The organism is Amycolatopsis sp. NPDC006125 (assembly GCF_040614195.1).
Classification (GTDB): Bacteria; Actinomycetota; Actinomycetes; order Mycobacteriales; family Pseudonocardiaceae; genus Amycolatopsis_E; species Amycolatopsis_E tucumanensis.
Genome location: NZ_JBEXTZ010000073.1, coordinates 1 through 23,649 on the forward strand (window position 1 = coordinate 1; position 23,649 = coordinate 23,649).

The 23,649-nt window shown below is 70.8% G+C and carries 20 protein-coding genes and 2 tRNA genes; 9 read left to right on the forward strand and 13 right to left on the reverse strand.

Annotated elements, in window-relative coordinates; genetic code table 11:
* Window positions 1–303 precede the first annotated feature (303 nt).
* Window positions 304–1,248: a DNA-3-methyladenine glycosylase 2 family protein gene (locus ABZ193_RS30250; RefSeq protein WP_354712384.1), complete on the reverse strand. Its 945-nt coding sequence runs from the start codon at window positions 1,246–1,248 to the stop codon at window positions 304–306.
* Between the two features lie 247 nt (window positions 1,249–1,495).
* Here ABZ193_RS30250 and ABZ193_RS30255 point away from each other — a divergent pair, with 247 nt between their 5' ends.
* From ABZ193_RS30255 to ABZ193_RS30270, 4 genes are all read left to right on the forward strand, one after another.
* A complete protein-coding gene (locus ABZ193_RS30255) occupies window positions 1,496–2,275 on the forward strand; it encodes an rRNA adenine N(6)-methyltransferase family protein (RefSeq protein ID WP_354712385.1) in 780 nt (259 codons plus the stop codon).
* Between the two features lie 75 nt (window positions 2,276–2,350).
* Window positions 2,351–3,277, forward strand: coding sequence for a trypsin-like peptidase domain-containing protein (locus ABZ193_RS30260; protein ID WP_354712386.1), 927 nt, complete (start codon window positions 2,351–2,353; stop codon window positions 3,275–3,277).
* Window positions 3,278–3,361: 84 nt separating this feature from the next.
* Window positions 3,362–3,970 carry an oligoribonuclease gene (gene orn, locus ABZ193_RS30265; protein WP_084506149.1) on the forward strand — a complete coding sequence of 203 codons (609 nt, stop codon included), beginning with the start codon at window positions 3,362–3,364 and terminating at the stop codon, window positions 3,968–3,970.
* Between the two features lie 72 nt (window positions 3,971–4,042).
* Window positions 4,043–4,118, forward strand: a tRNA-His gene (locus ABZ193_RS30270).
* Between the two features lie 275 nt (window positions 4,119–4,393).
* Here ABZ193_RS30270 and ABZ193_RS30275 read toward each other — a convergent pair.
* Window positions 4,394–5,584: an Ig-like domain-containing protein gene (locus ABZ193_RS30275; RefSeq protein ID WP_354712387.1), complete on the reverse strand. Its 1,191-nt coding sequence runs from the start codon at window positions 5,582–5,584 to the stop codon at window positions 4,394–4,396.
* 173 nt (window positions 5,585–5,757) lie between these two features.
* On the opposite strand from ABZ193_RS30275, the gene ABZ193_RS30280 reads away from it, so the two are divergent.
* Window positions 5,758–5,830, forward strand: a tRNA-Lys gene (locus ABZ193_RS30280).
* Between the two features lie 206 nt (window positions 5,831–6,036).
* Here the strand turns inward: ABZ193_RS30280 and ABZ193_RS30285 are convergent.
* On the reverse strand, window positions 6,037–7,182 hold the full coding sequence (locus ABZ193_RS30285; protein WP_354712388.1) for a glycosyltransferase: 1,146 nt from the start codon (window positions 7,180–7,182) through the stop codon (window positions 6,037–6,039).
* Between the two features lie 537 nt (window positions 7,183–7,719).
* On the opposite strand from ABZ193_RS30285, the gene ABZ193_RS30290 reads away from it, so the two are divergent.
* Window positions 7,720–8,493, forward strand: a complete 774-nt coding sequence (locus ABZ193_RS30290; RefSeq protein WP_354712389.1) for a terpene synthase family protein — start codon at window positions 7,720–7,722, stop codon at window positions 8,491–8,493.
* A gap of 33 nt (window positions 8,494–8,526) precedes the next feature.
* On the opposite strand, the gene ABZ193_RS30295 is transcribed toward ABZ193_RS30290, so the two are convergent.
* Window positions 8,527–9,177, reverse strand: coding sequence for a TetR family transcriptional regulator (locus ABZ193_RS30295; protein ID WP_039791729.1), 651 nt, complete (start codon window positions 9,175–9,177; stop codon window positions 8,527–8,529).
* Window positions 9,178–9,458: 281 nt separating this feature from the next.
* On the opposite strand from ABZ193_RS30295, the gene ABZ193_RS30300 reads away from it, so the two are divergent.
* Window positions 9,459–11,036, forward strand: a complete 1,578-nt coding sequence (locus tag ABZ193_RS30300) for a PEP-utilizing enzyme (protein ID WP_354712390.1) — start codon at window positions 9,459–9,461, stop codon at window positions 11,034–11,036.
* A 48-nt stretch (window positions 11,037–11,084) separates the two neighbouring features.
* Here the strand turns inward: ABZ193_RS30300 and ABZ193_RS30305 are convergent, their stop codons facing one another.
* The 5 genes from ABZ193_RS30305 to ABZ193_RS30325 form a co-directional block, all read right to left on the reverse strand.
* Window positions 11,085–11,699, reverse strand: a complete 615-nt coding sequence (locus ABZ193_RS30305) for an ATP/GTP-binding protein (protein WP_354712391.1) — start codon at window positions 11,697–11,699, stop codon at window positions 11,085–11,087.
* Window positions 11,680–12,060: a DUF742 domain-containing protein gene (locus ABZ193_RS30310; protein WP_020420236.1), complete on the reverse strand. Its 381-nt coding sequence runs from the start codon at window positions 12,058–12,060 to the stop codon at window positions 11,680–11,682. The genes ABZ193_RS30305 and ABZ193_RS30310 overlap by 20 nt, the downstream gene beginning before the upstream one ends.
* Window positions 12,057–12,494 (reverse strand): roadblock/LC7 domain-containing protein, encoded by a 438-nt coding sequence (locus ABZ193_RS30315; protein ID WP_354712392.1) that lies wholly within the window; start codon window positions 12,492–12,494, stop codon window positions 12,057–12,059. The genes ABZ193_RS30310 and ABZ193_RS30315 overlap by 4 nt, the downstream gene beginning before the upstream one ends.
* 17 nt (window positions 12,495–12,511) lie before the next feature.
* Complete coding sequence (locus tag ABZ193_RS30320; protein WP_020420238.1) at window positions 12,512–14,878, reverse strand: ATP-binding protein; 2,367 nt, start codon at window positions 14,876–14,878, stop codon at window positions 12,512–12,514.
* Between the two features lie 241 nt (window positions 14,879–15,119).
* A complete protein-coding gene (locus ABZ193_RS30325; protein ID WP_354712393.1) occupies window positions 15,120–16,724 on the reverse strand; it encodes a pyruvate, phosphate dikinase in 1,605 nt (534 codons plus the stop codon).
* Between the two features lie 88 nt (window positions 16,725–16,812).
* Between ABZ193_RS30325 and ABZ193_RS30330 the strand changes: the two genes are divergently transcribed.
* The gene (locus ABZ193_RS30330; protein WP_354712394.1) at window positions 16,813–17,403 is read left to right on the forward strand and encodes a hypothetical protein; all 591 of its coding nucleotides are present in this window, start codon (window positions 16,813–16,815) and stop codon (window positions 17,401–17,403) included.
* A 13-nt stretch (window positions 17,404–17,416) separates the two neighbouring features.
* Here ABZ193_RS30330 and ABZ193_RS30335 read toward each other — a convergent pair whose 3' ends face one another.
* From ABZ193_RS30335 to ABZ193_RS30345, 3 genes are all read right to left on the reverse strand, one after another.
* Entirely contained in the window at window positions 17,417–18,175 is a 759-nt protein-coding gene (locus ABZ193_RS30335) for a MerR family transcriptional regulator (RefSeq protein ID WP_354712395.1), read from the reverse strand.
* A 12-nt stretch (window positions 18,176–18,187) separates the two neighbouring features.
* Window positions 18,188–19,072, reverse strand: coding sequence for a DUF2268 domain-containing putative Zn-dependent protease (locus ABZ193_RS30340; protein WP_354712396.1), 885 nt, complete (start codon window positions 19,070–19,072; stop codon window positions 18,188–18,190).
* Window positions 19,073–19,388: 316 nt separating this feature from the next.
* A complete protein-coding gene (locus ABZ193_RS30345) occupies window positions 19,389–20,600 on the reverse strand; it encodes a cytochrome P450 (protein WP_354712413.1) in 1,212 nt (403 codons plus the stop codon).
* A 302-nt stretch (window positions 20,601–20,902) separates the two neighbouring features.
* On the opposite strand from ABZ193_RS30345, the gene ABZ193_RS30350 reads away from it, so the two are divergent.
* Entirely contained in the window at window positions 20,903–22,429 is a 1,527-nt protein-coding gene (locus ABZ193_RS30350) for a TROVE domain-containing protein (RefSeq protein ID WP_354712397.1), read from the forward strand.
* Between the two features lie 13 nt (window positions 22,430–22,442).
* Here ABZ193_RS30350 and ABZ193_RS30355 read toward each other — a convergent pair whose 3' ends face one another.
* On the reverse strand, window positions 22,443–23,510 hold the full coding sequence (locus ABZ193_RS30355) for a HoxN/HupN/NixA family nickel/cobalt transporter (RefSeq protein ID WP_354712398.1): 1,068 nt from the start codon (window positions 23,508–23,510) through the stop codon (window positions 22,443–22,445).
* Between the last annotated feature and the right edge of the window lie 139 nt (window positions 23,511–23,649).

A 23,649-nucleotide genomic window follows, 5' to 3' on the forward strand; every position in this document is an offset into this window, starting at 1 on the left:
CGGCGGCAGCGCCAACGCCGGCGGCAGCGCCAACGCCGGCGGCAGCGCCAACGCCAGCGCCAACGCCAGCGCCAACGGCAGCGCCAACGCCAGCGGCACCGGGCACGGGCACGGGCACGGGCACCGGGAACCGGGCACCGGGCACCGGGCACCGGGCACCGGGCACCGAAGCGTGGCAACGGCAACGGCAACGGCAACGGCAACGGCAACGGCAAGGCTCAGTGACCCACCCAGACCGCCGGAAGCGGGCGCCCGCTGTCGGGCGGGGCTGGGTGAGGGCTGGCGCGGGGAGGGCGGCCGGGCTCAGGCGGCTTGCGTCGGCACCTCCTTCGTCGTCACTGCTGTGGGTTTCGGGCGGCGGTCGCGGGCCACGCGGAACAGCAGGGCCGCCCAGCTGCGGTACGGGGCCCACGCGTCGGCGATCGAGGTCAGTTCCGCGGGCGTCGCAGCGGGGCGGATGTAGGCGTGGCGCATCTCCTCCAGCAGGTACCGCTCGTCGGCGGGGAAGACGTCCGGGTGCCCGGCACCGCGGATCAGGATCAGCTGCGCCGAGAACGCTCCGATGCCGGGCAAGGCCCGCAACGTCTCCAGGGCGTCTGCCGGGTCCGCGGCGCGCAGGGCAGCCGGGTCGAGGACGCCGGTCAGCGCGGCCTCGGCGACCACGCGCAGACGGTCCACTTTGATCTCCGGCAGCCACGGCGGCGCGGGCATCTCCAGCAACTCCGCCGGCGCCGGGAACGACCACAACGGACGCCCATCCACATCCAGCTGCCTGCCGTGCAGTTCGGCGATCCGTTGCTTGAACAGAGCCGCCTGCGTGAACCGGATCCGCTGCCCGATGATCGCCCAGCAGGCGGCCTCGTACGGCGACGTGAACAACACCGGCCGCAACCCGGGATACCGCGCCTGTAACGCACCCACCACCGGATCACGCTCGCCGACCGCGGCGAAACCGGAGCCGTCCACGTCGAGCGACAGGATCCGCGCCACGTGCCGCGCGGCCTCGGCGACATCGGCTTCCCCCGCCACCACTGACACTTCGACCGATCCGGGCGCTCGTTGCCGCACCCGCACCCCGGTGTGCACCCACCCGCCCGGCAACGGGAAGGCGAACCGGAGCGTGCCCGGCTCCTCCGCCGCATCCGGTCGCGACGCGGGCGCGAACCCCTCCAGAAAACCGGCCGCCGCCGTGAGATCGAACGGCCCCGGCACGGCGATCTCGACGGTGCCCGTCACACTGCTCGTCATCGTTGCTCTCCTTCGGTCGGACGATGATGGGACGACGGTAGCGGGACCCACCGACAATTCCGGAAAAAGCAGTTGCCGGCCCCGCTACGGTGGAGCCATGGGTACCTTGTTGCAGTCCTGCGTGGCGTTCGCCCGCTTGCGGCGCGCCTAACGCAGCGGCTGCCTCGCACACCTCGGCTTTTCCAGCCACCACAACGCCAGTCGCTGCGTCATGAGCTCCTGCCCGCTCTCATGACGTGGAGTACCCATGCCCTCGGCACCTCGTGCCGCGCGGTCCGCCGGCGTGCATTTCCTTGCCACACCGGCGATCGCCGCACAGCTCGTCCAGTCCTGCGCCATCGGCGGCGACGATCTCGTCCTGGAGATCGGCGCCGGCCAGGGCGCCCTCACCCGCCACCTCGCCGCCACCGGCGCACGTGTTCTCGCTGTCGAGCGAGATGAACACTTCGTGCGCCGCTTGACCACCCGATTCGATGATCGACCGAACGTTCGCGTCGTGCACGCCGACGTCCGCGACATTCCCTTGCCGCGACGGCGGTTCCACCTCGTGGCCAACATCCCGTACGCGCTGTCGACCACCATCCTCCGCCGCGTCCTCACCGGCCACACGACGCTCCACCGCGCGGCACTGCTCGTCGAATGGGGCTTCGCCAAACGAATCTGCGCCAGCGTGCCCAGCCGGCTCGAACAAGCGTGGTGGGCCGCCCGTTTCGACCTCGAACTGGTGTCCCGGGTCGGCGCGCGGCACTTCTCCCCGCCACCCCGCGTCGACTCCGCGCACCTGGCGATCCGCCGCAACGACTTCCCCCGATCGGCCGAACGAGCACTGTGGACGGTGCTGTCCACCGCCTACCGCCGCCCCACCGCGCCGGCGCAGCTGCTGTTCGACCGGCGCGCCCTGCGCCACGTGGGAATCCAGCCGGCGGAGCCCGCGGGCACCGTCACGCCGCAGCGCTGGGCGCGCCTCGCCCGCCACCTGTCCCCCGGCCGCGCCTGGCCCGCCCTGCCGAAACGGATCCGCGACTGAGAACTCTCAGGAAATTCTTCTCAGGGGATTTCTGGGTTACTCCACAGGATTCTCACAAGAACGGGGACGAACCTCATGGACATGAACGAGAACGAGTTCCGGGCGAGCCAGGCCGGCGGAGTCCCGCCGACCTACAGCCACCCCTACTACCAGCAGCCGGTCGCGGCCGCGCCGGTGCTCACGCCCCCGCGGCCCAAGAAGAAGCGCGTCGCCGCGCTCGTCACCGCCAGCACCCTCGCCGTGGCGGTCATCGGCGGCGCCAGCGGAGCCGCCATCGTGGGCCTCGACAGCGGATCGCCGACCAGCTCGGCCGCCTCCGCCACCACGGTGTCCAGCACCACGAACACCGACGTCAGCGCCGTCGCCGCGAAGGTGCTGCCCAGCGTCGTGCAGGTCAACGTCACCACCCGCCAGGGCGAGGCCATCGGCTCCGGGGTCATCCTCAGCTCCGACGGCAAGATCCTCACCAACGCGCACGTCGTGTCCGACGCCGTGGGCGACGTCACCATCACCCTCTCCGACGGCACCAAGTACCAGGCCAGCGTCGTCGGCGCCGACACCAAGGCCGACATCGCCGTCCTGCAGGCTGAGGGCGCCAGCGGCCTCACCGCCGCCACCCTCGGCGACTCCAGCAAGGTGCAGGTCGGCGAAGAAGTCGTCGCCATCGGCTCACCCGGCGGCCTGCAGAACACCGTCACCTCGGGCATCGTCAGCGCCCTCAACCGCGACCTCTCCGACATCTCCAGCGGCGAACCGGACACCCCCTTCGGACAGACCGCCGACACCAGCAGCGACAGCCCCAGCTACACCGCCATCCAAACCGACGCGTCCATCAACCAGGGCAACTCCGGCGGCCCGCTCGTCGACATGAACGGCGAGGTCATCGGCATCAACTCCGCCCTCTACAGCCCCTCGTCGACCTCCGCCGGATCGGTCGGCATCGGCTTCGCCATCCCCATCAACGACGCCAAAACGATCATCCAGCAGATCGAGAACAACTGACACACCGGAAACGGGCCGCGGTCGGGGCGGCCCGTTCCGCTGTGCCGGGCGGTCCCCGCGCGCGGCCCGCGTTAGGGTTTCCCGGTGACCGACCGTCTTGTCTGGATCGACTGCGAAATGACAGGGCTGGACCTCGCGAAGGACGCCCTGATCGAAATCGCCGCCCTGGTGACCGACGCCGACCTCAACATCCTCGGCGACGGCCTCGACATCGTCATCCACGCCGATGACGACACCCTCGCCGGCATGCCCGACGTCGTGCGCGAAATGCACGCCAAATCCGGGCTCACCGACGAGGTCCGCCGCTCCGTCACCACCCTCGAGGAAGCCGAACAACGCGTCCTCGACTACATCCGGGCCCACGTCCCCGAACCCAACAGCGCGCCACTCGCAGGCAACTCGATCGCCACCGACCGCGGCTTCATCGCCCGCGACATGCCCGCCCTCGACGCGCACCTGCACTACCGCATGGTCGACGTGTCCTCGGTCAAGGAACTCGTCCGCCGCTGGTACCCGCGCGTCTACTACGCCAAGCCCGAGAAAGGCCTCGCCCACCGGGCCCTCGCCGACATCAAGGAATCCATCAGCGAACTCGACTACTACCGGCGCACCGCGTTCGTGCCCATGCCAGGGCCCAGCAGCGACGACGCCCGCGCCGCGGCCGCCGAAGTGCAGCGCAAACACAGCAACTGACCCCCCGCGAGGCCCCCGCGACGGGCACGCTACGATATCCCGGCTGGTGGCGATCGCAAGACGCCCCACATGGTGGGTGTAGCTCAGCTGGTAGAGCACCTGGTTGTGGTCCAGGAAGTCGCGGGTTCAAGTCCCGTCACTCACCCCAATGGCCCCACCCTGCTCGGTCGCTTCGCGGCCTCGCCGGGTGGGGTTCGTCATTTCGTCCGGGGGCCGAGCCCCCGGGCCCCCACGGTGCGAGCTCCTCACCCTGACGAGCGCTGGGCACGAAGGGTGGGGACCAGCGTGCCCCTACTCGGTCGCTGCGCGACCTCGTGGGGATTGGTGACCCTCCGCACCTTGTCTCGTTAGGTCGCCTTGCGTGGGGGGGTGGGCCCAGCCCCGCTGTCGCTGGCTTGCGGGGCTGGGGCCTGGGTTGGGCTGTCAGCTTGTTGTGGGGGTTGTCCAGGCTGACCAGGGGAGTTGCCAGACTGACCAGCCGTCGGTGGGTTCCAGGGGCTGGCCTCCGCTGTTGGAGACCGTGAACAGGTCGCCCTTCTTCGACAGGTCCATCAGCCACTTCGCGTTCTCGGTCGACAAGTTGATGCAGCCGTGGCTCACGTTCCGCCGCCCCTGCGAACCCACCGACCACGGCGCCGAGTGGTAGAAGATCCCGCTGTTCGACAAACGCACCGCGTACTGCACGAACGTCCGGTAACCACCAGGCGTGTCCGCGGGAACGCCGTACGTGCCCGAATCCATCGTGTAGCCCACGTGCTCGCTCATCACCGTGTACGTCCCCACCGGCGTGGTGTTCCCAGGCTTGCCCATCGAGATCGGCATCGACCGCACCTCGGCGCCGTTCACCAACACCTTCGCCTGGTGCGAACCACCATCGGCGAGCACCTCCACCCGGTCGCCCACCGTGATCTTCGCCGCACGGTCCTCCAGCCCGTACGCCCCGCCGCCCAGCGACTTCCCGTAGATCGCGGCGTCCACCGAGATCTTCGTGCCCGGCACCCAGTAGTCCTTCGGCCGCCAGATCAGCTGGCTGTCACTCATCCAACGGAACGCGCCCTCGGTGACCGGCTCCGTCACCACCTTCACCGCCCGCTCCGCCGCCGCCCGGTCCGCCACCTTCGAGTTGAAGGTGAAGATCAACGGCATCCCGACCCCGACCGTCTCCCCGTCCTGCATGTTCAACGAGACGGAGATGGTCTTCCGCGGCTTCGCGACGGTGGTGAACGTCGAGGTCGACGTCACCTGCTTGCCGTCGGCGCCCACCGCCACGGCGGTCAACGTGTACTGCTTGCCGTAGCCGAGCCCGTCCGCGAACTCCCACGACGAACCATCCGCCGACAGCGCGCCGGGCACGGCCTCACCCTCGGGGTTGCGCAGCGTGACCTCGGTCAACTTGCCGTCGGCAACCTTCACCGAAACGGGTTCCCCCGGCGCCACGTCAGCGGCGCCCGACGAGGGCACCACCGCGAGCGACGCCTGACGGGCGGCTTCGGCCGACTGCGACGCAGGCGCCCCCTGCCCGCCACCAGCCGGCTCCGTCGTGCAGCCGGCCAGCAGCCCAGCCGCGAGCACCAGGCAAGCCCATCTGCCCGCCACCACCGAACGCCGCATCATGCCCCCAATCAGGTGAAGATCGCCCGCTTCGTTCTCCTGCTCCCAGTCTGCCCGATCTTCGCGCCCACAGGGGCCAGACCTGCCAAAACGTGATTGGGGACCCTCCGTGAAGGGGCCCTCGGAGGCGTGCTAATCTTTTCTTCGTCGCCAGGGAGACCAGGCGGCCGGAGCAAGCGCCATTAGCTCAACTGGCAGAGCAGCTGACTCTTAATCAGCGGGTTCGGGGTTCGAGTCCCTGATGGCGCACAGTCACCCCAGGTCCTAGGGCCTGGGGTTTTCTTTGTTGATCTTCCTGTGTTTCTACTGTTCCGTTTGGCCTCACCTCGTCTGTGGTTGGGACACGCGCAAGTGCCCGAGGAGATCGCCGGCTTTGCTCGTCGGGAGCGCGTGCGTGTCGACGAGCACGGCGAGGCCCGCACCGGTGCACTCCCCGTGCCGCCGATGGCGCACAGTCACCCCAGTGCCGCCACGTCCTCGGCTAGTTGGTCGAAGCCGGGGCAGGCGCGGGACTGCCTGGACATCGCCGCGGCGCGGTGGGGGTACGGGGCTCTCAAAACCTGCGCGCAACTCTCGGTCAAGGACTCCGGGGTGAGGGAACCGACGTCGAGCCGGATGCCAAGGCCCAGTGCCGCCGAGCGCTCCGCGTTGTGGGACTGGTCCGAGAACATCGGTAGGAGCACCATCGGGGTCCCGGTGCGGATCGCCTCGGCGACACTGCCGAAACCGCCGTGCGTAACGATCAGATCCGCGGACTCCAGCAGCAGCGGTTGCGGCACAAACGACATCAGCCGCACGTTGCCGGGCCTCGGACCGGTCCACTCGCCGGGCTCGGCGCCCAGCGCGACCACCGCGGTGCACGGCAAATCACCCAACGCGGCGACCATCGTCTCCAGCACCGCGGGCGTCTCCCGCACGAAGGTCCGCGCCACACTGCCCAGCCCCGCGACGACCAGTGGCCGGTCGTCGGGCAGATCCAACAACGACGCGTCGAGCGGGCCCGCAGGCGGATCCGGCCGGTAGTAGCGCGCCGAGGACACCCGCAGCTCCTCCGGGTACCACGCGGCCGGCACCACCCCGGCGAGCAGGAAGCCCTCCGGGTGTCCCGGCTCGTCGACGGTGTCCAGTCCGAACTCGGCCCGCTGACCGTTCAGCGCGTCCCGGACCAGCGGCAGGTTCAGCGCCGAGAAAGGAGAAGTGTCCAGGACCGCCTGCGGCAGCCCCAGCTTCTCGGCGGCGAGGTAGCCGCCGAACTCCTTGCACTCCCGCACCAGCACGTCGGGCTTCCAGGACGCGGCCACCGCCAGGACGTCCCGCGCGAAGGTGCCCGCCAGCGAACCGGCGAAGGCGATCGTGAGCGTGCTGGACGCGCCCCGCACGTCACCTTCCGGCACCGCGGCGGGATCGGCCACCAGTTCGGTCAGGGTCAGCACGTTCGGCAGCGGCAGGTGCTCGATCCCGGCGCGGGCGAGGTGGGGCGCCATGGCCGGCGCCGTGGCGACAGCCACCTCGTGCCCGGCGCGTTGCAACGCCTTCGCCGCAGGCACCAGCACCGGCACGAGGTGCGAGTAGAACGGCTGGCACGTCATCAGCACGCGCATCCAGAACCCCCGATCTCCGCGCGGAAAACGCCGTGCCTTTGTACCAGTGACGCGCACCGGGTTCCGGGGAGGCCCGCCGGTTGCTCCCGCCGGCCGAAGACGTACCTGCGTCCGCCGGAATTGCGCCGTCCAGTCCTAAGTGGACGACATGAACAGGAGGTTGATCGACTCACCGGCTGCCGCTATGGTCGGAAGATCGGATTCGGCGCCGACGGAAACGCTCACACCGCCCTGTAGGCCATTTCGGCCACTTCCATCGAACACCGGCATCCCGGTGGATGCCCGGGGACGGACGGGATTCTCACTGTGATGGCTACCCAATGGACTCCTGCGGTGCACTGGCCCGGGGAGCAGGCACCGGATTCGGGCGTCGTGATCAGATGCCCGTTTCCCGCCCGCCGGAATCCCCATTTCGACCGGCTCGTCGTCGACACCGAGCGGTGGTTCGTCGAACAGGGCGTGTTTTCCCGTTACCCGGACGCGGACCGCCTCACCAGACAGTTCCTCCGCCACCAAGGCGCCGAAGAACATGCGCGGATGTGGCCCGACGCCGGCTACCCCGGACTGTGGCTGGCCGGGCGGCTGCTGACCCACATGTCCTGCCTGGACGACTTCCTCGACGAGATCTGGGGCCCCGACCAGGACGACCAAGCCGCTCACGTCGTCGGGCTCATCGCCGGCATCCTCAACGACAAGGCCGACCCGGCCGCGGTGGCGGCCGAGCCGCTGGCGTCGCTCCTCGACTCGCTGTGGACCGAAACCCGTGCGGTGGCACCGGGACACTGGCTGGACCGGGCCGCGCGGATCCACCTGGCCTACCTGGAAACGAGCATGGAGGAACGCGCGCTCCGGGCGGCGAGCGCGGTGCCGACGACGGCGCGGTACGTGACCTCGCGCCACTACAACGGCGGGATGTTCTACGCCGCGGCGCTCGTCGAACTGGCGAACGAAGCCTGGCTACCGGAGGCCCTGTCGTGCCGCCCGGAGATCACCGACCTGGCGCTGCGGCTGAGCAACGCGAGCACGTGGGCCAACGACCTGTTCTCGTACCAGCGGGAAGCCGCGCACGGCACCGGCGCCAACCTCGCGGTGGTGCTGACGACGCACGAGGGCCTGACCGAGGACGAGGCACTGACCAAGATCGTCGAGCTGGTCAACGCCGAACTGCTCACCCTGGACTTCCTGTGCGACGCGGCGGCCGCCCTGCCGGATCCGGCGGCCCGGTACGCGGACGGCGTGCGGGCACTGGCCTCCGGGCTGATGCACTGGATGGCCGGAACCGCCCGCTACGCGACGACGCCGAGCGCCTGACGTGCCGGCATGCGTCCACGAAGGACCGCCGCGCTACCGCGGTTCGTCGACGGGAACCGGGATCGAGCTCATCCACCGGGCGCGCTGCTGCTCGACCGCGGTGTCGATGGCCTGCAGGATGCTCGTGACGACGAGGTCGTATATCTGGTCCGCGCTCAAACCCCGATCGGCCTCGGCTTTCGCCAGCGCCGGGTACTCCCCGGCGCTCGGGCCCGGCCCGCCGGCGCGGGTCTCGTGCAGAGCGCTGCTGACGGCGAACGCCGCGAGCGCGTCGAGCAGTGGCATCACCACCGCGCTGGGCACACCCTCGCGCATGAGCCGGGCGGCGGAGGTGTCGAGCAGGTGCGCGCCGAACCCGTGCGACCGCGACGCGACGATGACCGGCAGCAGCGCGGGATGGGCGAGCAGCACGCGGCGCAGGGTGCGAGCGTTGTCCGGCAGCCACTCCCGCCACGACGCGTCGGGTTCCCCGGTGTCGCGCACCTCCTCGAGGACCAGCTCCGCGACGCCGAGGAGGATGTCCTCCTTGCTCTTGAAGTGGTGGTACAGCGAGGCGCCGTTGACTCCCAGCGCGGCCGCGAGGCGCCGGATGCTCAGCGCTTCGAGCCCGCCGTCGTCGACGATCTCGAGCGCGGCCTCCAGCGCCCTTCGCTTCGAGATCAACGGAACCTTGGGTCTCACCACCTCGTGACTATAAGCCAACGCGGCTCGGTACCCGTCCGGGTGATAACGCCGCTGACCAGGACCGATCGCGCTGCGTCATACCGGCGTTAACCGTGCGTTGCGAGGTTCTTGCCGTAGCCCATCCGCGCAGCGAATTTTGGCTCAGCGACAACCTTATGCGGCCACCCGGAGCGGGTCTAAGATCCCTCGGTCCCACCTAAACCAAACGATGATTGGTGTCGCTCATGCTTCCTCCCACACCAGGATCCGACCCGCTCGACAACGCGGCCTGCGATCCCGGCGTGACCTGGACCACCGGTAACGTCGCCGAAGCCTTCCCCGGCGTCTCCACGGCGCTCGGCTTCACCTTCATCCACCGCCCGATGGAGCTGGCGTTCCGCAAGATGTTCCGCGGCATGGGCGTGTTCGGGAAGGCCGCGCTGGCCGTGCCCGAGCGCATCGAGGACCAGTTCTGGACCGCCTTCGCCGGACGCGCGGCGGCCAACATCAACCAGTTCCGCGCCGTCGCGAGCGTCATCCCGGGCACCTCGGCGACCGCCATCGAACAACAACTGTTCGGTTACGTCCGGGAAGGCACCGTCGACGAGAACTCGATGCGCCGGTACCCGATCATCGCGGTGAAAGCGCCCCGCGCCGTCATCACCCTGCCCAAGAAGCACGACCGCATGTTCGCCGAGCTCCGCGAGTGGCGCCTCGCGACCCTGCCCACGATCCCCGGCGGGTCCGTGGACGACAGCCTGGCGATCCTGCGGGACGCCAGGGAACGCTTCGAGCGGATCATGATCCTGCACCTGCTGGTGGCCTTCGTCAGCTCGGGCCTGGCCGACCGGCTGGCCGCCATGGTCGCCGCCGCGGACGTGCCCGGCCTGGAATCCCGGCTGCTGTCCGGTGTCGGCTCGGACGAGAACGAGGTCGCCCAGGACCTGTGGCTGCTCGCCCACGAGCGGCTCGACCTCGAGACCTTCCTGGACCGGCACGGCTACCACGGCCCGCACGAGGGCCAGCTGCACAGCACCTCGTGGCGAGAGGACCCGGCACCGATCCTGGCCCGCCTCGACGACTACCGCGCGGTGGCCGAAGACGACCCGCGGGCCCCCCGCAACCGCGCCGCCGAACAGACCCGCATCCGGCACGCGGCCGCGGAGGAGCTCAAGAAGGCGGTGTCGCCGTTCCAGCGCCGATCGATCACGCTGCTGACCAACCTCTCCGCCCGCTTCCTCGCACTGCGCGAACAGGGCAAGGCCGGCTACCTGCTCACCTTCGACGTCGCCCGCGCCGCGGCCCGCCGGATCGGGGCGGACCTGGTCGAGCGGGGACTCCTGGACGACGCCGCCGACGTCTTCCACCTCACCTTCGACGAGGTGGTCTCCGGTGACGCCATCGACCGCCGCGACCTGGTGCGGCACCGGCGCGCCCAGTACGAGGACCGGTTGCGCTACCGCCTCCCCCAGGCGTGGGCCGGGATGCCCGAGCTGATCGAGATCGGCGGCGACGCCGCGTCGGACGCCCCGGTGGGCACCACGATCACCGGTGTGGCGGCCAGCGGCGGCGTCGTCGAAGGGCGCGCCAGGGTAGTGCGCGACCCGGCGGCCACCGAACTGGACGACGGCGACATCCTCGTCTGCGAGACCACCGATCCCAGCTGGGTTTCCCTGTTCCTGGTCGCCGGGGCCGTGGTGACCGACTTCGGCGGTCTGCTCAGCCACGGCCCGATCGTCGCCAGGGAACTGGGCCTGCCGTGCGTGTGCGGGACCGAGGACGGCAGCCGCCGCATCCGGGACGGACAGCGGATCCGCGTCGACGGCGACCGCGGCGTGGTCGAGGTCCTCGCTCGCGTGGACGAAAACGCCACCCGATGACGAACGGCGCCGGCACCCCGCGGGGTGCCGGCGCCGATTCCCGCCGTGTCACCAGGTCCCGGCCGCCACCTCCGCCCTCGCGACGGTCATCAGGTGTTCCAGCAGGCGCACCAGGATCCGCTTGCTGGACTCGCGGTCGCGCACGTCGCACAGCTGCACCGGCACGTGGTCGTCGAGGTCGAGCGCCTGGCGCACCTCCTCCTCGTCGTAGATCTCCGCTCCGTCGAAGCAGTTCACCGCCGCGATGAACGGGATCCCGCGCGACTCGAAGAAGTCGATGGCCCCGAAGGAGTCCTCGATGCGCCGGGTGTCGACCAGCACGACGGCGCCGAGCGCGCCGACCGAGAGTTCCTTCCACATGAACCAGAAGCGGTCCTGCCCCGGTGTCCCGAACAGGTAGAGCACCACTTCCGGGTTGATCGTGATGCGGCCGAAGTCCAGCGCCACGGTGGTCGTGGTCTTGCGCTCGACACCGGTCAGGTCGTCGACCCCGATGCCGATCGCGGACAACCGCTCCTCGGTGCGCAGGGGTTTGATCTCGCTCACCGCGGTGACCAGGGTCGTCTTGCCGACCCCGAACCCGCCGGCGATGAGGAGCTTGACCGCCCGCACCCCGGTCAGTTCCGGGGAGCCGGCGCTTCCGTCAGAGTTTTCGAACGCCATCGAGCACCGCCTGCAGAAGTTTGATGTCGGGCCTGCCCGTGGTGGGCGGAGGCGGCGACCGGAAAATGAGGTGACCGGAACTGATGAGGTCACTGACGAGCACCTTCACCGCGGCCAGCAACAGGCCCATCTGGGCCGAGATCTCGGCGATCGAGAGCGGCCGGCGTTGGCACATGCGCAGGATCTCCCCGTACTCCCGGTCCAGCGCGGCGACGTCCGCCTCGGGGCGGACAGCCACCACCAACGTGATGATGTCGAGTTCGTGCAGGTCCTTCCCGGCCCGCCCGCGGGTCACCGCGAACGGGCGGATGAGCGGCCCGGGGTCGAACTCGAACGACTCGTCGTCCCCCGCGTGTTTCATGGCGTGTGCGGAACCGGCATCTCCGTCAGCATCCCCCTCGGGCTCGCCGCCATGGTGTCGCCGACCTGTTGCACGATCACGTTCATCTCGTAGGCGATCATGCCGAGGTCGGCGTTCTCCGAAGCCAGCAACGCGAGGCACGCGCCCTCGCCCGCCTCGGTGACCACGAGGTAGCCGTACTCGAGTTCGACGACGGTCTGCTGGACCAGTCCCTTGTCGAACTGGGTGCCGACCCCGCGTGCCAGGCTGCGGAACGCCGACGCCATCGCGGCGAGGTGTTCGCCGTTCTCCCGGTCCAGGCTCGCGGAGCGGCCCAGCAGCAGGCCGTCGGCGGACAGCGCGACCGCCCGCTCGGCCCCGGCCAGTCGCTTCACCAGGTCTTCGAGCAACCAGTTCAGGCCGCTCGCGCCGGCTCTGACCACGTCTTCGTTCATCGCCTTACCATTCGTGTTCATCGGTTGTGCTCAGTCGGCAGGCCGCGCCCCTGGCGCGTTCCCCGCTGGAAGGCCGACATCGAGTTCTGGGCCTCCTCGGGGCTGCGGGTGTGCCTGGGCTTGCTGGTTTTCGGGGTCTCCTGCTCGTTCAGCTGGAGCTGCGGCACGAGGTTCGCCTGTCGCTGGCGCCGGGGCAGCGGTGGGCGCGTGCTGCGCGAGGAACCCGACGGCCGCTCACGCGGCGCCGGGGTCTGCGGCCGCTCGGCGGCCACGACCGGCGTCACCGGTTCGAACGCGTCGAAAGTCGGTGCGGCGGCGGGTTGCGGGACCGGCTCCGGCTCCTCCTCGGGCCACTGCCGGTGGCCGCCGTCGGCCTTGCGGGGCAATCGCGGCACGGGATCCTGCGCCGGTTGCGGGACGAAGTCCGGCCGCACCGCCTGGTGCCTGCCCGTGCGCGCGGCCGCGGAGGACAGCTGCTGCTGCGGCACCGTTTCCTCCATCTCGGTGGCGGACAACGGGATGAGCACGATCGCCTTGATCCCGCCGTAGGCGGACTCCTGCAGGCTGACCGTGATCTCGTGCCGCTTCGCCAGCTGCCCGGTCACGAACAGACCGAGGTGCCGCTGTCCCGCCAGCGCCATGGCCTGGAAGTCCGGCGGGTTGCGCAGTGTCTCGTTGAGACGCTCGCGTTCCTCGAAACTGATGCCGAGCCCCTGGTCCTCGACCTCGACCACCACGCCCTTGCCGACGATGTTGCCGCGCACGGCCACCGGGGCGTCCGGCGGCGAGAACGACGTCGCGTTGTCGACGAGCTCGGCCAGGAGGTGGATGAGGTCGGCGACCACGGAGCCGAGGATCTTCACCTCGGGCAGCCGGACCGCGCTGACCCGCACGAAGTCCTCGGTCTCGGAGATCGCGCTGCGGACGATCTCCTCCAGCCGCACCGGGTTGCGCCACTTCCGGCCGGGCTGGCCGCCACCCAGGATCAAGAGGTTTTCCGCGTTCCGCCGCGCGTGTGTGGCGAGGTGGTCGAGCTGGAACAGCAGCTCGAGGTGTTCCGGGTCGCCCTGCTTGGACTCGGCGACGTCGAGCACCTCCAGCTGCCGGTGCACGACTATCTGGCTGCGGTGGGCGATGTCCAGGAAGACCTTGTTGAAGCCGCCCCGGGTCTTCGCCTCGGCCGCGGCCGCGGCGACCGCGGTGCGTTGCGCGGTTTCGAAGGCTTCGGCGACCTGTCCGATCTCGTCGGTGCCGTGGTCGACCCTGGTCAGCTCCGCGTCGACGTCGACTTCCTCGCCGTCGGCGATGCGCGCCACCATCGCGGGGAGCTTCTCGTCGGCCAGTTCGAGGGTGTTCGTGCGCAGCCGCCGCAGCCGGCGCACCAGCCCGTTGGCCACGCGCACGGCGATGGCGAAAGCCGTGGCGGACAACACGAGCACGAGCGAGCCGGCGAGGATCGACTGCGTCAGCGACGTGTCCGCCGCGTCCTTGGCGAGGCCCTCGGCGTACCGGAAGTGGTCGCCCCACAGGCCGAGCAGCTCGGCGGACACCTGCTCCTCGGCGGCGAGCCAGCCGGCCACCGGGACGTCGGTCCTGCCGCGCTGGGCGAGGTCGTCCTCCACGGCCGTGGCGGTCCGCCACGCGTCGGAGGCGATCAGGCGTTCGTAACGCGCCTTCTCCGCGGGGGTCAGGCGGCTGATCAAGGCTCGGAGCTGGTTGCGGTAGGCGCCGGTCAGCTGGGCGACGACCAGCCGGTCCGGCACGCTCAGCGTCCCCCTGGCCATGCCGCCCGCGGCGAGACCGACCGCACGGGAATGCAGGTCGGTCACCCAGAACAGGTCGACCGCGGTCGTCTCCTCGGCGGCGGTCGCCGCGTCCGGGGTGGTGCGCGCCGACCCCTCCAGCCCGGTGATGACCACGCCGGCGAGCCCGGTGTAGAAGGCGTCGACGTCGGCGGCGCCGACGGCACCCGTGTCGATCCCCTGACGTGTCAACGTCATCTGGGCGGACAGCTCGGCGAACGCGGCGTTGGACTGCGAGACCGCGTCCGGGTTCAGGTTCTGCACCACCTCGGCGAGCCCGGCGATCTGGGCGAGCACCGCGTTCGTGGTGTCCCGCTGCGCCGCGAGCCCGGCCCGCGCCTGCTGGTCACCGCCCAGTGCCCGCAGGGAGATCGTGCGTTCCTGCTGCACCACCGACTCGAACTGGACCAGCGGGTCGATCGCCTGCCCGAGGTAGCCGGAGAAGTCCCGCGCCTCCAAGCCCTCCGAGATGAGGTAGCCGGCGACCGAAGCGCCCGTCACCAGCAGGGCGGCGCTGGGGATGAGCACGATCGCGAGAACGCGGTTGCGGATGCTCGTCGTCGATCTTCGGCGCGCGAGCACCCGCCGCCACCGTGGGCCCGCGTGGGATTCCTCTGCGGCTGATTCCTGCAACTGTTTCGCCCTGTCCGCTGAATTCGTGGCATCGGCTGACCCGGCGCCGGTGACGGCAAATCAAACCACACACTGATCGGTTACGGAACCCAGCCCCCGGGACAACGAAAACCTTCCACCGCAGGGGGAAGGCGTTTTCACAGGTAGAGCGCCCCCCGTCGCAGCCCAGCACTGTTGGGCTCCCACGACGTCAGGGACGCGCGTGGATCGCGGCCAGCATCACCGGCAGCGGATGCTCCGTGACAACGGCGCGAACGTTGTCACGCAAGGCGTTCGCGACAGCCGCGTCGGACGAGACGTCGACCCCGTGGACGACCTCGGCCCCGGCGGGCGCTTCATCCGGGCGCCAAGCCGCGAGCGGCGAGACCGCACGCGCCCACTGCGTCAGAAGGCGCAGGTCGTCGTCCACTTCGGACACTGCGCGGACCGGGAGCTCTCCCCGCAGCACCTCGCCGGTGTCGCCGCACACGGTGACCGTCCCGCCGTCGAGTGCGGTCACGGCGCCCTCACCGCACCCGACCACGCAGGGCACCCCGAGCTCGCGGCTGACCACTGCCGCGTGCGAGGTGGCGCCACCGACCTCGGTGACGATCGCGGCCGCGGCGAGCATTCCGTGCAGGTCGTGCGGGCTGGTCGTCCGGCGTGCGAGCACCACCGCAGCACCGTCGGCGGCACGGGCTTCGGCCTCGTCCGGATCGGTCACGACGATCCCGGCGCCCACCCCCGGGCACGCCGGCGTGCCGTGCGCCAGCAGGGCGGCCGCGGCGCGTGCGCCGGGGTCCAGGCCGGGCACCAGCACGGCTCGCACCTGGTCCGCCGTCACCCGGGAGACGGCTTCCGCCGGCGAGATGAGGCCCTCCCGGCCGAGTGCCGCGGCGAAAGCGACCGCACCGCGGGGAGAACGCTTCGCCGAGCGCGTCTGCAGCAGCCAGAGCCTGCCGCTCTCCACCGTGAACTCGATGTCCTGCACGTCGCGATTGCGCTGTTCGAGACGTCGCGCGTGGTCGAGGAGCCGGGCGTGAACCTCGGGCAGGAGCCGGGCGAGCGCGTTCAGTGGCTCGGGCGCGCGGGCACCGGACACCACGTCCTCGCCCTGCGCGCGGGTCAGCCACTCGCCGAGCGGTTCCGGGTCGCCCGTGGACGGGTTGCGGGTGAACAGGACGCCGGTTCCGGAGCGCTCGTCGGCGTTGCCGAACACCATCGCCTGTACGGTGACGGCGGTGCCCGCCTCGTCGTCGAGCCCGTGCTTGCGCCGGTAGGCCACCGCACGGGGCGAACGCCAGGACCGGAAGACGGCCGCGATCGCGAGACGCAGCTGGTCCCACGGATCGGCCGGGACCTCCCCGCCGACGACTTCGGCGAAGAGCTTTTCGAAGCGGCGCTGGGTGTCGCGGGCGTACTCCGCGCCGCGGGTGCGCGCCAGTGCCTCCGCGATCTCCTGGGTCAGCCCCAGGTTGAGGACCGTGTCCATCATGCCGGGCATGCTCGTCGCGGCGCCGCTGCGCACGGAGACGAGCAGCGGCGCACCGGCCGAACCGAACCCCTTGCCGGTTTGTTGCTCCAAATGGCCCATCGCAGCACGGATTTCGGTCCACACCCCGTCGAGCACGGGGTCACCGCCGTCGAGGAACTCCCGGCACACCGCGGTGGGCACCGCGAACGCGGGCGGCACCGGGAAACCCGCGGAGATCATGCGCGCGATACCGGCTGCCTTGCCGCCGACGACCACGGGGTCCGGGTCGACGGAGCCGTCGAGGATCAGTACCCTCGTCGCTCCGTTCGCTGTCACACGCATGTCCGCTCCTGTGCTCGGGTGGCTCGAATCCCGCTCGGGGAAGGAAAAGCGGAAGCGTACTCGCCCAGGGACCGAGGAGGAACCACCGATGACCGCCGACATCGCGGCGCCGATGCTGCACGTTCTCCGCATCAGGGGACGCGCCACACCCGAGTCGCTCGCGGCGGCGCTCGGCTCCGCTCCGGAGCGGGTTTCGGCCACCCTGGTCGAACTGGCGTCCCGCGGCCTTGCCGAGGACACTGGCAAGCCGCGGCTGGGGTGGAAGATCACCGCGGCCGGCAGGCAGTCCGCGGAGGCGCGGATGACTGGGATCAGCCCGGCGGCCCGCGCGCTCGTCGCCGAGCACTACGAGGCGTTCCGGAAGCTGAACGACGAGCTGAAGCAGTTGTGCGCGGACTGGCAGGGCCGCGCCGAAACCCAGGGGACCGCGGACTTCGTCGCTGCGCTTGCCGCCGTGGACAGCGGAGTGCAGCGGATCTTGGCGGAGATCACGCCGGGAGCACCGCACTTCGGCGAGTACAGCGCGCGGTTCACCCGCGCACGGGAGGCCTTCGAGTCCGGTTCGGACAGTCATCTGACCGGCGTCCTCGTCGACTCCTACCACAACATCTGGTTCGAGTGCCACGAGTGCTTCTTCATCACGCTGGGCCGCTCGCGGCAGGCGGAGGAGACGGCCTGAAGTCGCAGCGCGGCTACATCCGGGTCCGCGCGTACGTCTGGAGCGCGTCGCGGACGAAGGCTGCTTTCGTGGCGTCTTCGTACATGCCCGCGTAGCGGGGATCGTCGACGTACATGTCGCCGATGGCGTGCACCATTTCGATCGAGCGTTCCCGGTCGCCGTCGGCGGTGGGGGTGCCCGGGATCTGGCTCAGCCATTGGACGTGCCGGGCCGCGAGCGCCTGGGCAGGCTCCGAGGTCGCGGCGATCCCGCTCCGCGCCGCCGCGACCCAGGCTGCGACGAGGTCCTCGGCGGCCCGCTTCCACGCTCGCTGCTGGTCGAGGGTCTTGCCGTGCCACCAGTCGTTCGCCGCGCGGAACGCGCGCTCACCCCAGCGGGAGACCACCTCTTCCTCGTAGTGGTCGTTGAACCCCGCCAGCATGACGTCCATCTGCGGCTCCGCCCCCGCCTCCAGGGCCTCGAGGGTGTGGCGCACCGACCCGATCTGCCGGTCGATGCGGTCCCGTTCCCCTTCCAGCTGAGCGATGTGGGCGCGCAGCCCGTCGCACACGTCCACCTCCTCGGCCAGGACCCCGGCGATGACGGGCAGGCCCATCCCGAGCCGGCGCATGAGCAGGATCCGCTGGAGCCTCGCCACCGCGGTGGCGTTGTAGTAGCGGTAACCGTTGGCGCCGATCCGGGACGGGGTCAGGAGCCCGACGCGGTCGTAGTGGCGCAGTGTCCGGCTGGTGATGCCGGCCCGCGCCGCGAGCTCCTGGATGGTCCACTCCATGGTCGCAGTGTGTCACCCGCGTCCGACGGTGGCGGCGATGATCTCCGACGCCTCGACGTGCAGGGCCTGCGCCGCGGTCTTCCCCGTCGCCTCCAGGTAGGTGTCGACCAGCCGCAGGCCCGCCGCGTACCCGCCGCCCATCGGCAACCCCACCGGGGTGACGCCCATGCGCTCGGCGCCGGGGTCACCGTGCACCCAGGCAGTGAAGTTCTCCATGCCCGTCACGTCGAGCCCGCTGAGCACCTTCGCGAACACCTCGTCGTCTTGCCGGTACGGCACGCCGATGCGGGCCGGGCCGAGGTCTTCGCCGTAGAGCTCCCGGGCGAAGGCGTCCGCCAGGCCCTCGCCGACCACGTGATCGCCGACGGTGACGGTCATCGGGTCCCACACGACCCCGCCGGGCGCCCACCGCAGGTTGTGGTGGAGTTCGTGCACGGCCGTGGCCTCTAGCCGCTCCACGTTCTCCGGGAAGGGCCAGAACGTGATCGCGATGTTGCCCGAGATGCCGCCGAAGCCGGTCAACCCCTTGCAGGGCCCCATGAAGTGCTGGTCACCCGGATCACCGAGCACGAACAGCACGGTGATGTCCGGGACCTCCAGCCCCGGGTTCGCCTCCGCCAGCACGGCGAGGGCGTCGTCGAGCGCGCGTTGCATCCGCTCCCAAGCCCCGGCGGCCTCCAGCGTGTCCAGCGCCGCGAGGCACCGCTCCTCGTCCCGGTCGATCGGGAACCCGGACGACTGGAGGTGCAGGGCCACCAGGTCGAGCTCGCCGGGGAAGTAGCGGTACATGCCCCGGTTGGCCTCGAGCATCGAACGCAGCAGCTCGGGGCGTTCGGCGACCGGGGCCCGCAGGATCCGGCGCATGGCGGAGCAGCTGTCCAGAACAGTGATCGACATGGCAGCGACGTTAGAAGTTGACGCTGCGTCAAAGTCAACTCCCGCTCCAGCGGGTGCTCACGGGATTCTGTGGAAGTTGCCTACCGGTGCGCCGTGCGAGTGAATCACGTCGGTCGATTCGAGCGTGGTACGGGCGCACCTGCGTGCTGCCGGCGCCCGGAAAAGTGGCTGCACGCCCGCCGTCGAGGCGCTCGGGGTCGCCCGGATCGGACCAGGCAGACCGCGATCCCGACCCGACGCGGTCGTCGCCTACCACGAAGCCGAACCAACCATCGCCGCCATCATCCTCCGGCTCCGATGACTTGCCGGACGCTTCCTAGACGGGCCAGGTCACCGGAAGCGCTTTCACACCGCGGATAACGCCGTAGGTTCGTTCCGGCTCGAAGCCCTCCGGGAGCGTGAACTCCGGGATCGCCGCGAGGAACTCTTCGCAGATGACCCGCAGTTCGACCCGCGCGACGTGCAGGCCGAGGCAGCGGTGGGCGCCTGCGCCCCAGCCGAGGTGCGGGCGGCGCGGGCGGCCCAGCCGGAACTCGTCGCCGTCCGGGAAGTGCTCCTCGTCGCGGTTGCCCGAACCCCACGTCAGCAGCATCCGGTCGCCGGGGCGCAGCGGGACGCCCGCCAGCTCCGTTTCCCGCACCACCGTGCGGCCGGTCGCGGCGACAGCCGACTCGTGCCGCACGCTTTCCTCCACCAGCTGCGGGATCAGCCCCGGCTCGGCGGCGACCCGCCGGCGCAGCGCGGGGTCCTGCGCGAGTTCGAGCAGGATGCTGGCCAGCTGGTCGGTCGTGGTCAGGTTGCCCGCCGCGATCAGCAGGAACGCGAACTTCAGCAGCTCGTGGTCGCTCGCGAGCCTGCCGTTGATCTCGCTGTTGACCACCGAGGTGAGGACGTCCGATCCGGTCTTGCCGCGCCGGGACCGGATGTGCGCCAGCAGGAACTCGGTGTACTCGCGGCCGATCGCCTCCGCGGCTGCGGCACTGTCAGCCGCCGCCAGGCCGTGCACCAGCGCGGCCAGCGTCGGCCGCTGTTCCTCCGGCACTCCCAGCAGGGACGCGATCACCAGCGGCGGGATCTTCGCGCACAGGTTTGGCACCAGGTCCGCCTGCCCACGCGGCGCCAGCCCGGCCACGACTTCCCGCGCCACGCGCCGGATGTAGTCCTCGTGCGCGGCCGCCGCGGGCGGAGTGAAGAACGGCTGCAGGTGGCGGCGCCAGCCCGCGTGCTCCTCCAGGTCCTGCTCGAACAGCGGCGCGATCACCCCTCCGGTCTCCGGCGCCACGACCACGGCGCCGACCTCCGCCGCGGAGGAGAAGGTGTCGCCGTGCCGGGCCACGTGCCGCAGGTCGTCGAACCTCGTCACGACGTACATCCCGCCGTGCGCCTCGCTGTGCGCCACCGGGCACGTCTTGCGGAACGCTGCCAGCGTCTCGTGGATCGTCGCGGCCTGGGCCGGGTCGAGGTGGTCGAAGGTCCGGGCTCGGTCCCGCACCGGGTCGGCGGTCGCCGGATCACTGGACTGGCTCACGTCGCTCAACAATCCACACTCGCCCAGCTCGGGGCAAGGAAAAGCCTCCATCCGGACTAGTGTGATCCACTGCCGGGCACGCAGCGTCACCGGGAGCGGAAAACCGGTTTGTGCCAGGGCGCGGCGCTCGTATGCTGATCTCCGCACGCCGGCCACTTCGGACAGGCCCGGTGCGCAGGCGAGGGTTACTTCTGGCACACAGGTTCGACTCCTGCCCTCCTCTCGGGAGGTGCAACCTTCGCCGACTCCTTCTCGGGCCTGTCCGAGGTCGCCGGCTCTCCCCTTCCCCTTGCGAGGCCGGCATGTCCAAGTTCAACCTGCTCCGCCGAAGACCGGCGGCCCGATCCCCGATCGTCACGGTCGCGGTGCCCGGACTCGTCAACCACCAGGGTGGCGCCGGTCACGTCCGCGACGCCAAATCGGAGCTGTTCCTGCTCGCGGTCGCGAACATGGTCGGCGAGGACACCTTCTACGAGGCCGCGGACGACCGCGACGGCCGGTACGCCGGCCTGGTCCGCCGCGTCGCCCTGGACGATCCACAGTGGACGGCCCGGTTCCTGCGCTGGCTGCGCACCGAGGCGAACATGCGCTCCGCGTCGCTCGTCGGCGCGGCCGAGTTCGTCAAGGCACGCCTGGACAACCGTGCGGACGACGGGCCGTCGAACCGCGCCGTGGTGGCGAGCGTCCTGCAGCGCGCGGACGAGCCGGGTGAGCTCATCGCGTACTGGTTCGCGCGGTGCGGCCGCCGCCTGCCCAAGCCGGTCAAGCGCGGGATCGCCGACGCGGTGCGCGCACTGTACGGCGAGCGGTCCTTCCTGAAGTGGGACAGCGGCAACCGCGGCGTGCGGTTCGCCGACGTGCTGCGGCTGGTGCACCCGGCGCCGCGGGACGCCGTGCAGGACGCGCTCTTCGAGCACATCCTGCGCGACGGTTCGCCGCCGCCGGAGCTGACCGTGCTGACCCGGCGGCGGGCGCTCATGGCGCTCCCGGCCGACCAGCGCCGGGCGGCACTGGACCCGGCGGAGCTGCGCGCGGCGGGCATGACGTGGGAGGCGCTGGCCGGGTGGCTGCAGGGGCCGCTGGACGCCGAGGCTTGGCAGGCCGTCATCCCGGGCATGGGGTACATGGCGCTCCTGCGCAACCTCCGGAATTTCGACCAGGCCGGCATCCCGGACGAGGTGGCTGACCAGGTGGCGGCGCGGCTCGCCGATCCGGACCAGGTGGCGCGGTCGCGGCAGTTCCCGTTCCGGTTCCTGTCCGCCTACCGCTCCGCGCGGTCGCGGTGGCACGCGGCTCTGGAGCGTGCCCTGGACGCGTCACTGGCCAACGTGCCCGCCCTGCCTGGGCGGACGCTGATCCTGATCGACCGGTCCGCCTCCATGTGGACGCGGGACCGGCGCTCGTCCGTCACGTTCGCCGACCAGGCGGCCGTGTTCGGGTGCGCGCTGGCGGTGCGGGCGGAGAAGCCGACGGTCGTGGTGTTCGGCTGGGACAGCCGCGAGGTCGAGGTTCCGCGTGACGGCGCACTGCTGCCGTTCGTGGAAAGCCTCGACATGTACTCGGCCACGAACACCGCGGCGGCGGTGCGCAGGCACTACCGCCGGCACGACCGGGTCGTCCTCCTGACCGACGAGCAGTCCGCGACGGCGGACGCGTCGAGCGGGTTGCCGCGCCGGGTTCCGCTGTACGTGTGGAACGTCGCCGGGTACCGCTACGGCGGCACGCCGTCCGGGCTGGGCAACCGGCACACGTTCGGCGGGCTGACCGACGCGGCGTTCCGGATGATCCCGCTGCTGGAAGCCGGCCGCGTCGCGCGCTGGCCGTTCTGACCCGGGGCCGCCGTCAGTCGGCGGCCTCGGGCGCCCAGCGCTGCCCCATCCGCCCGGCGCGCCACACCACGAGCGCGACCAGCCAGGTCACCGCGAACAAGCCGACCAGCAGGTACCCGACGTCGGCCAGGTCCATGCTCGCCGCCCAGGCCAGCGGTCCGCTCGTCACGTTCAGCCGCTCCGCGAGCAGGCCGAGCAGTTCGATACCGCCGATGACCAGGGCGACCGCGACCGACAACGCGGTGACCGTGAGGTTGTAGAACACCTTCCGCACCGGCGTGACCAGCGCCCAGCCGTAGGCGAAGTTCATGAACACCCCGTCCGCGGTGTCCAGCAGGCTCATCCCGGCCGCGAACAGCACCGGCAGCGTCAGCAGCGCGTACCAGGGCAGGTCGAAGGCCGCCGCGCCACCGGCGAGGACCAGCAGCGACACCTCGGTCGCGGTGTCGAACCCGAGCCCGAACAGCAGGCCGAGCGGGTACATGTGCCACGGCTTGCGCACCGACCGCGCGACCCGGCCCAGGATCCGGTTCAGGAAACCACGCTCGTCCAGCCGCCGCTCCAGTTCGGCCTCGTCGTAGTCGCCGGCGCGCATCCGCCGGAACACCGCCGCGATGTGCCGCAGCGCCACCAGGTTCAGCACCCCGATCAGCAGCAGGAACCCGCCGGACACGAGCGTGCCGATCAGGCCGGTCACGGCGTGCAGCGTCGAGCCGTCCGAAGTGACCTGCCCGGCCAGCGCCCGCACCCCGAGCCCGAGCAGCAGGCACAGCCCGAACACCACGCTGGAATGCCCGAGCGAGAACCAGAACCCGACCGACAGCGGGCGCCTGCCGTCCATCATCAGCTTGCGGGTGGTGTTGTCGATGGCGGCGATGTGGTCGGCGTCGAACGCGTGCCGCATGCCCAGGGTGTACGCCGTGACGCCGAGGCCGACGCCGAACACCCCCGCCTGCCCGATCGCGTAGTGGCCGGGCACCACCAGCAGCACCAGCGTGCCCCAGCCGATCACGTGCAACAGGGCCACCGTCACGGCCATCCCGGTGATGCTGCGCCTGCCCTGCCGGTCGAGGACCGCCATGTCCCGCTCCCTCCGCCGCTCCGGCCTCGTCGCCGGTACCAGCACCGTCGCAGCCGGGCGCCGGCGGCGGCACTGCCCGATCGGAGGGGACGGCGCCGGTCAAGGGGTGAGAACCTGTCCGATCGGACAGGTGCGGGCA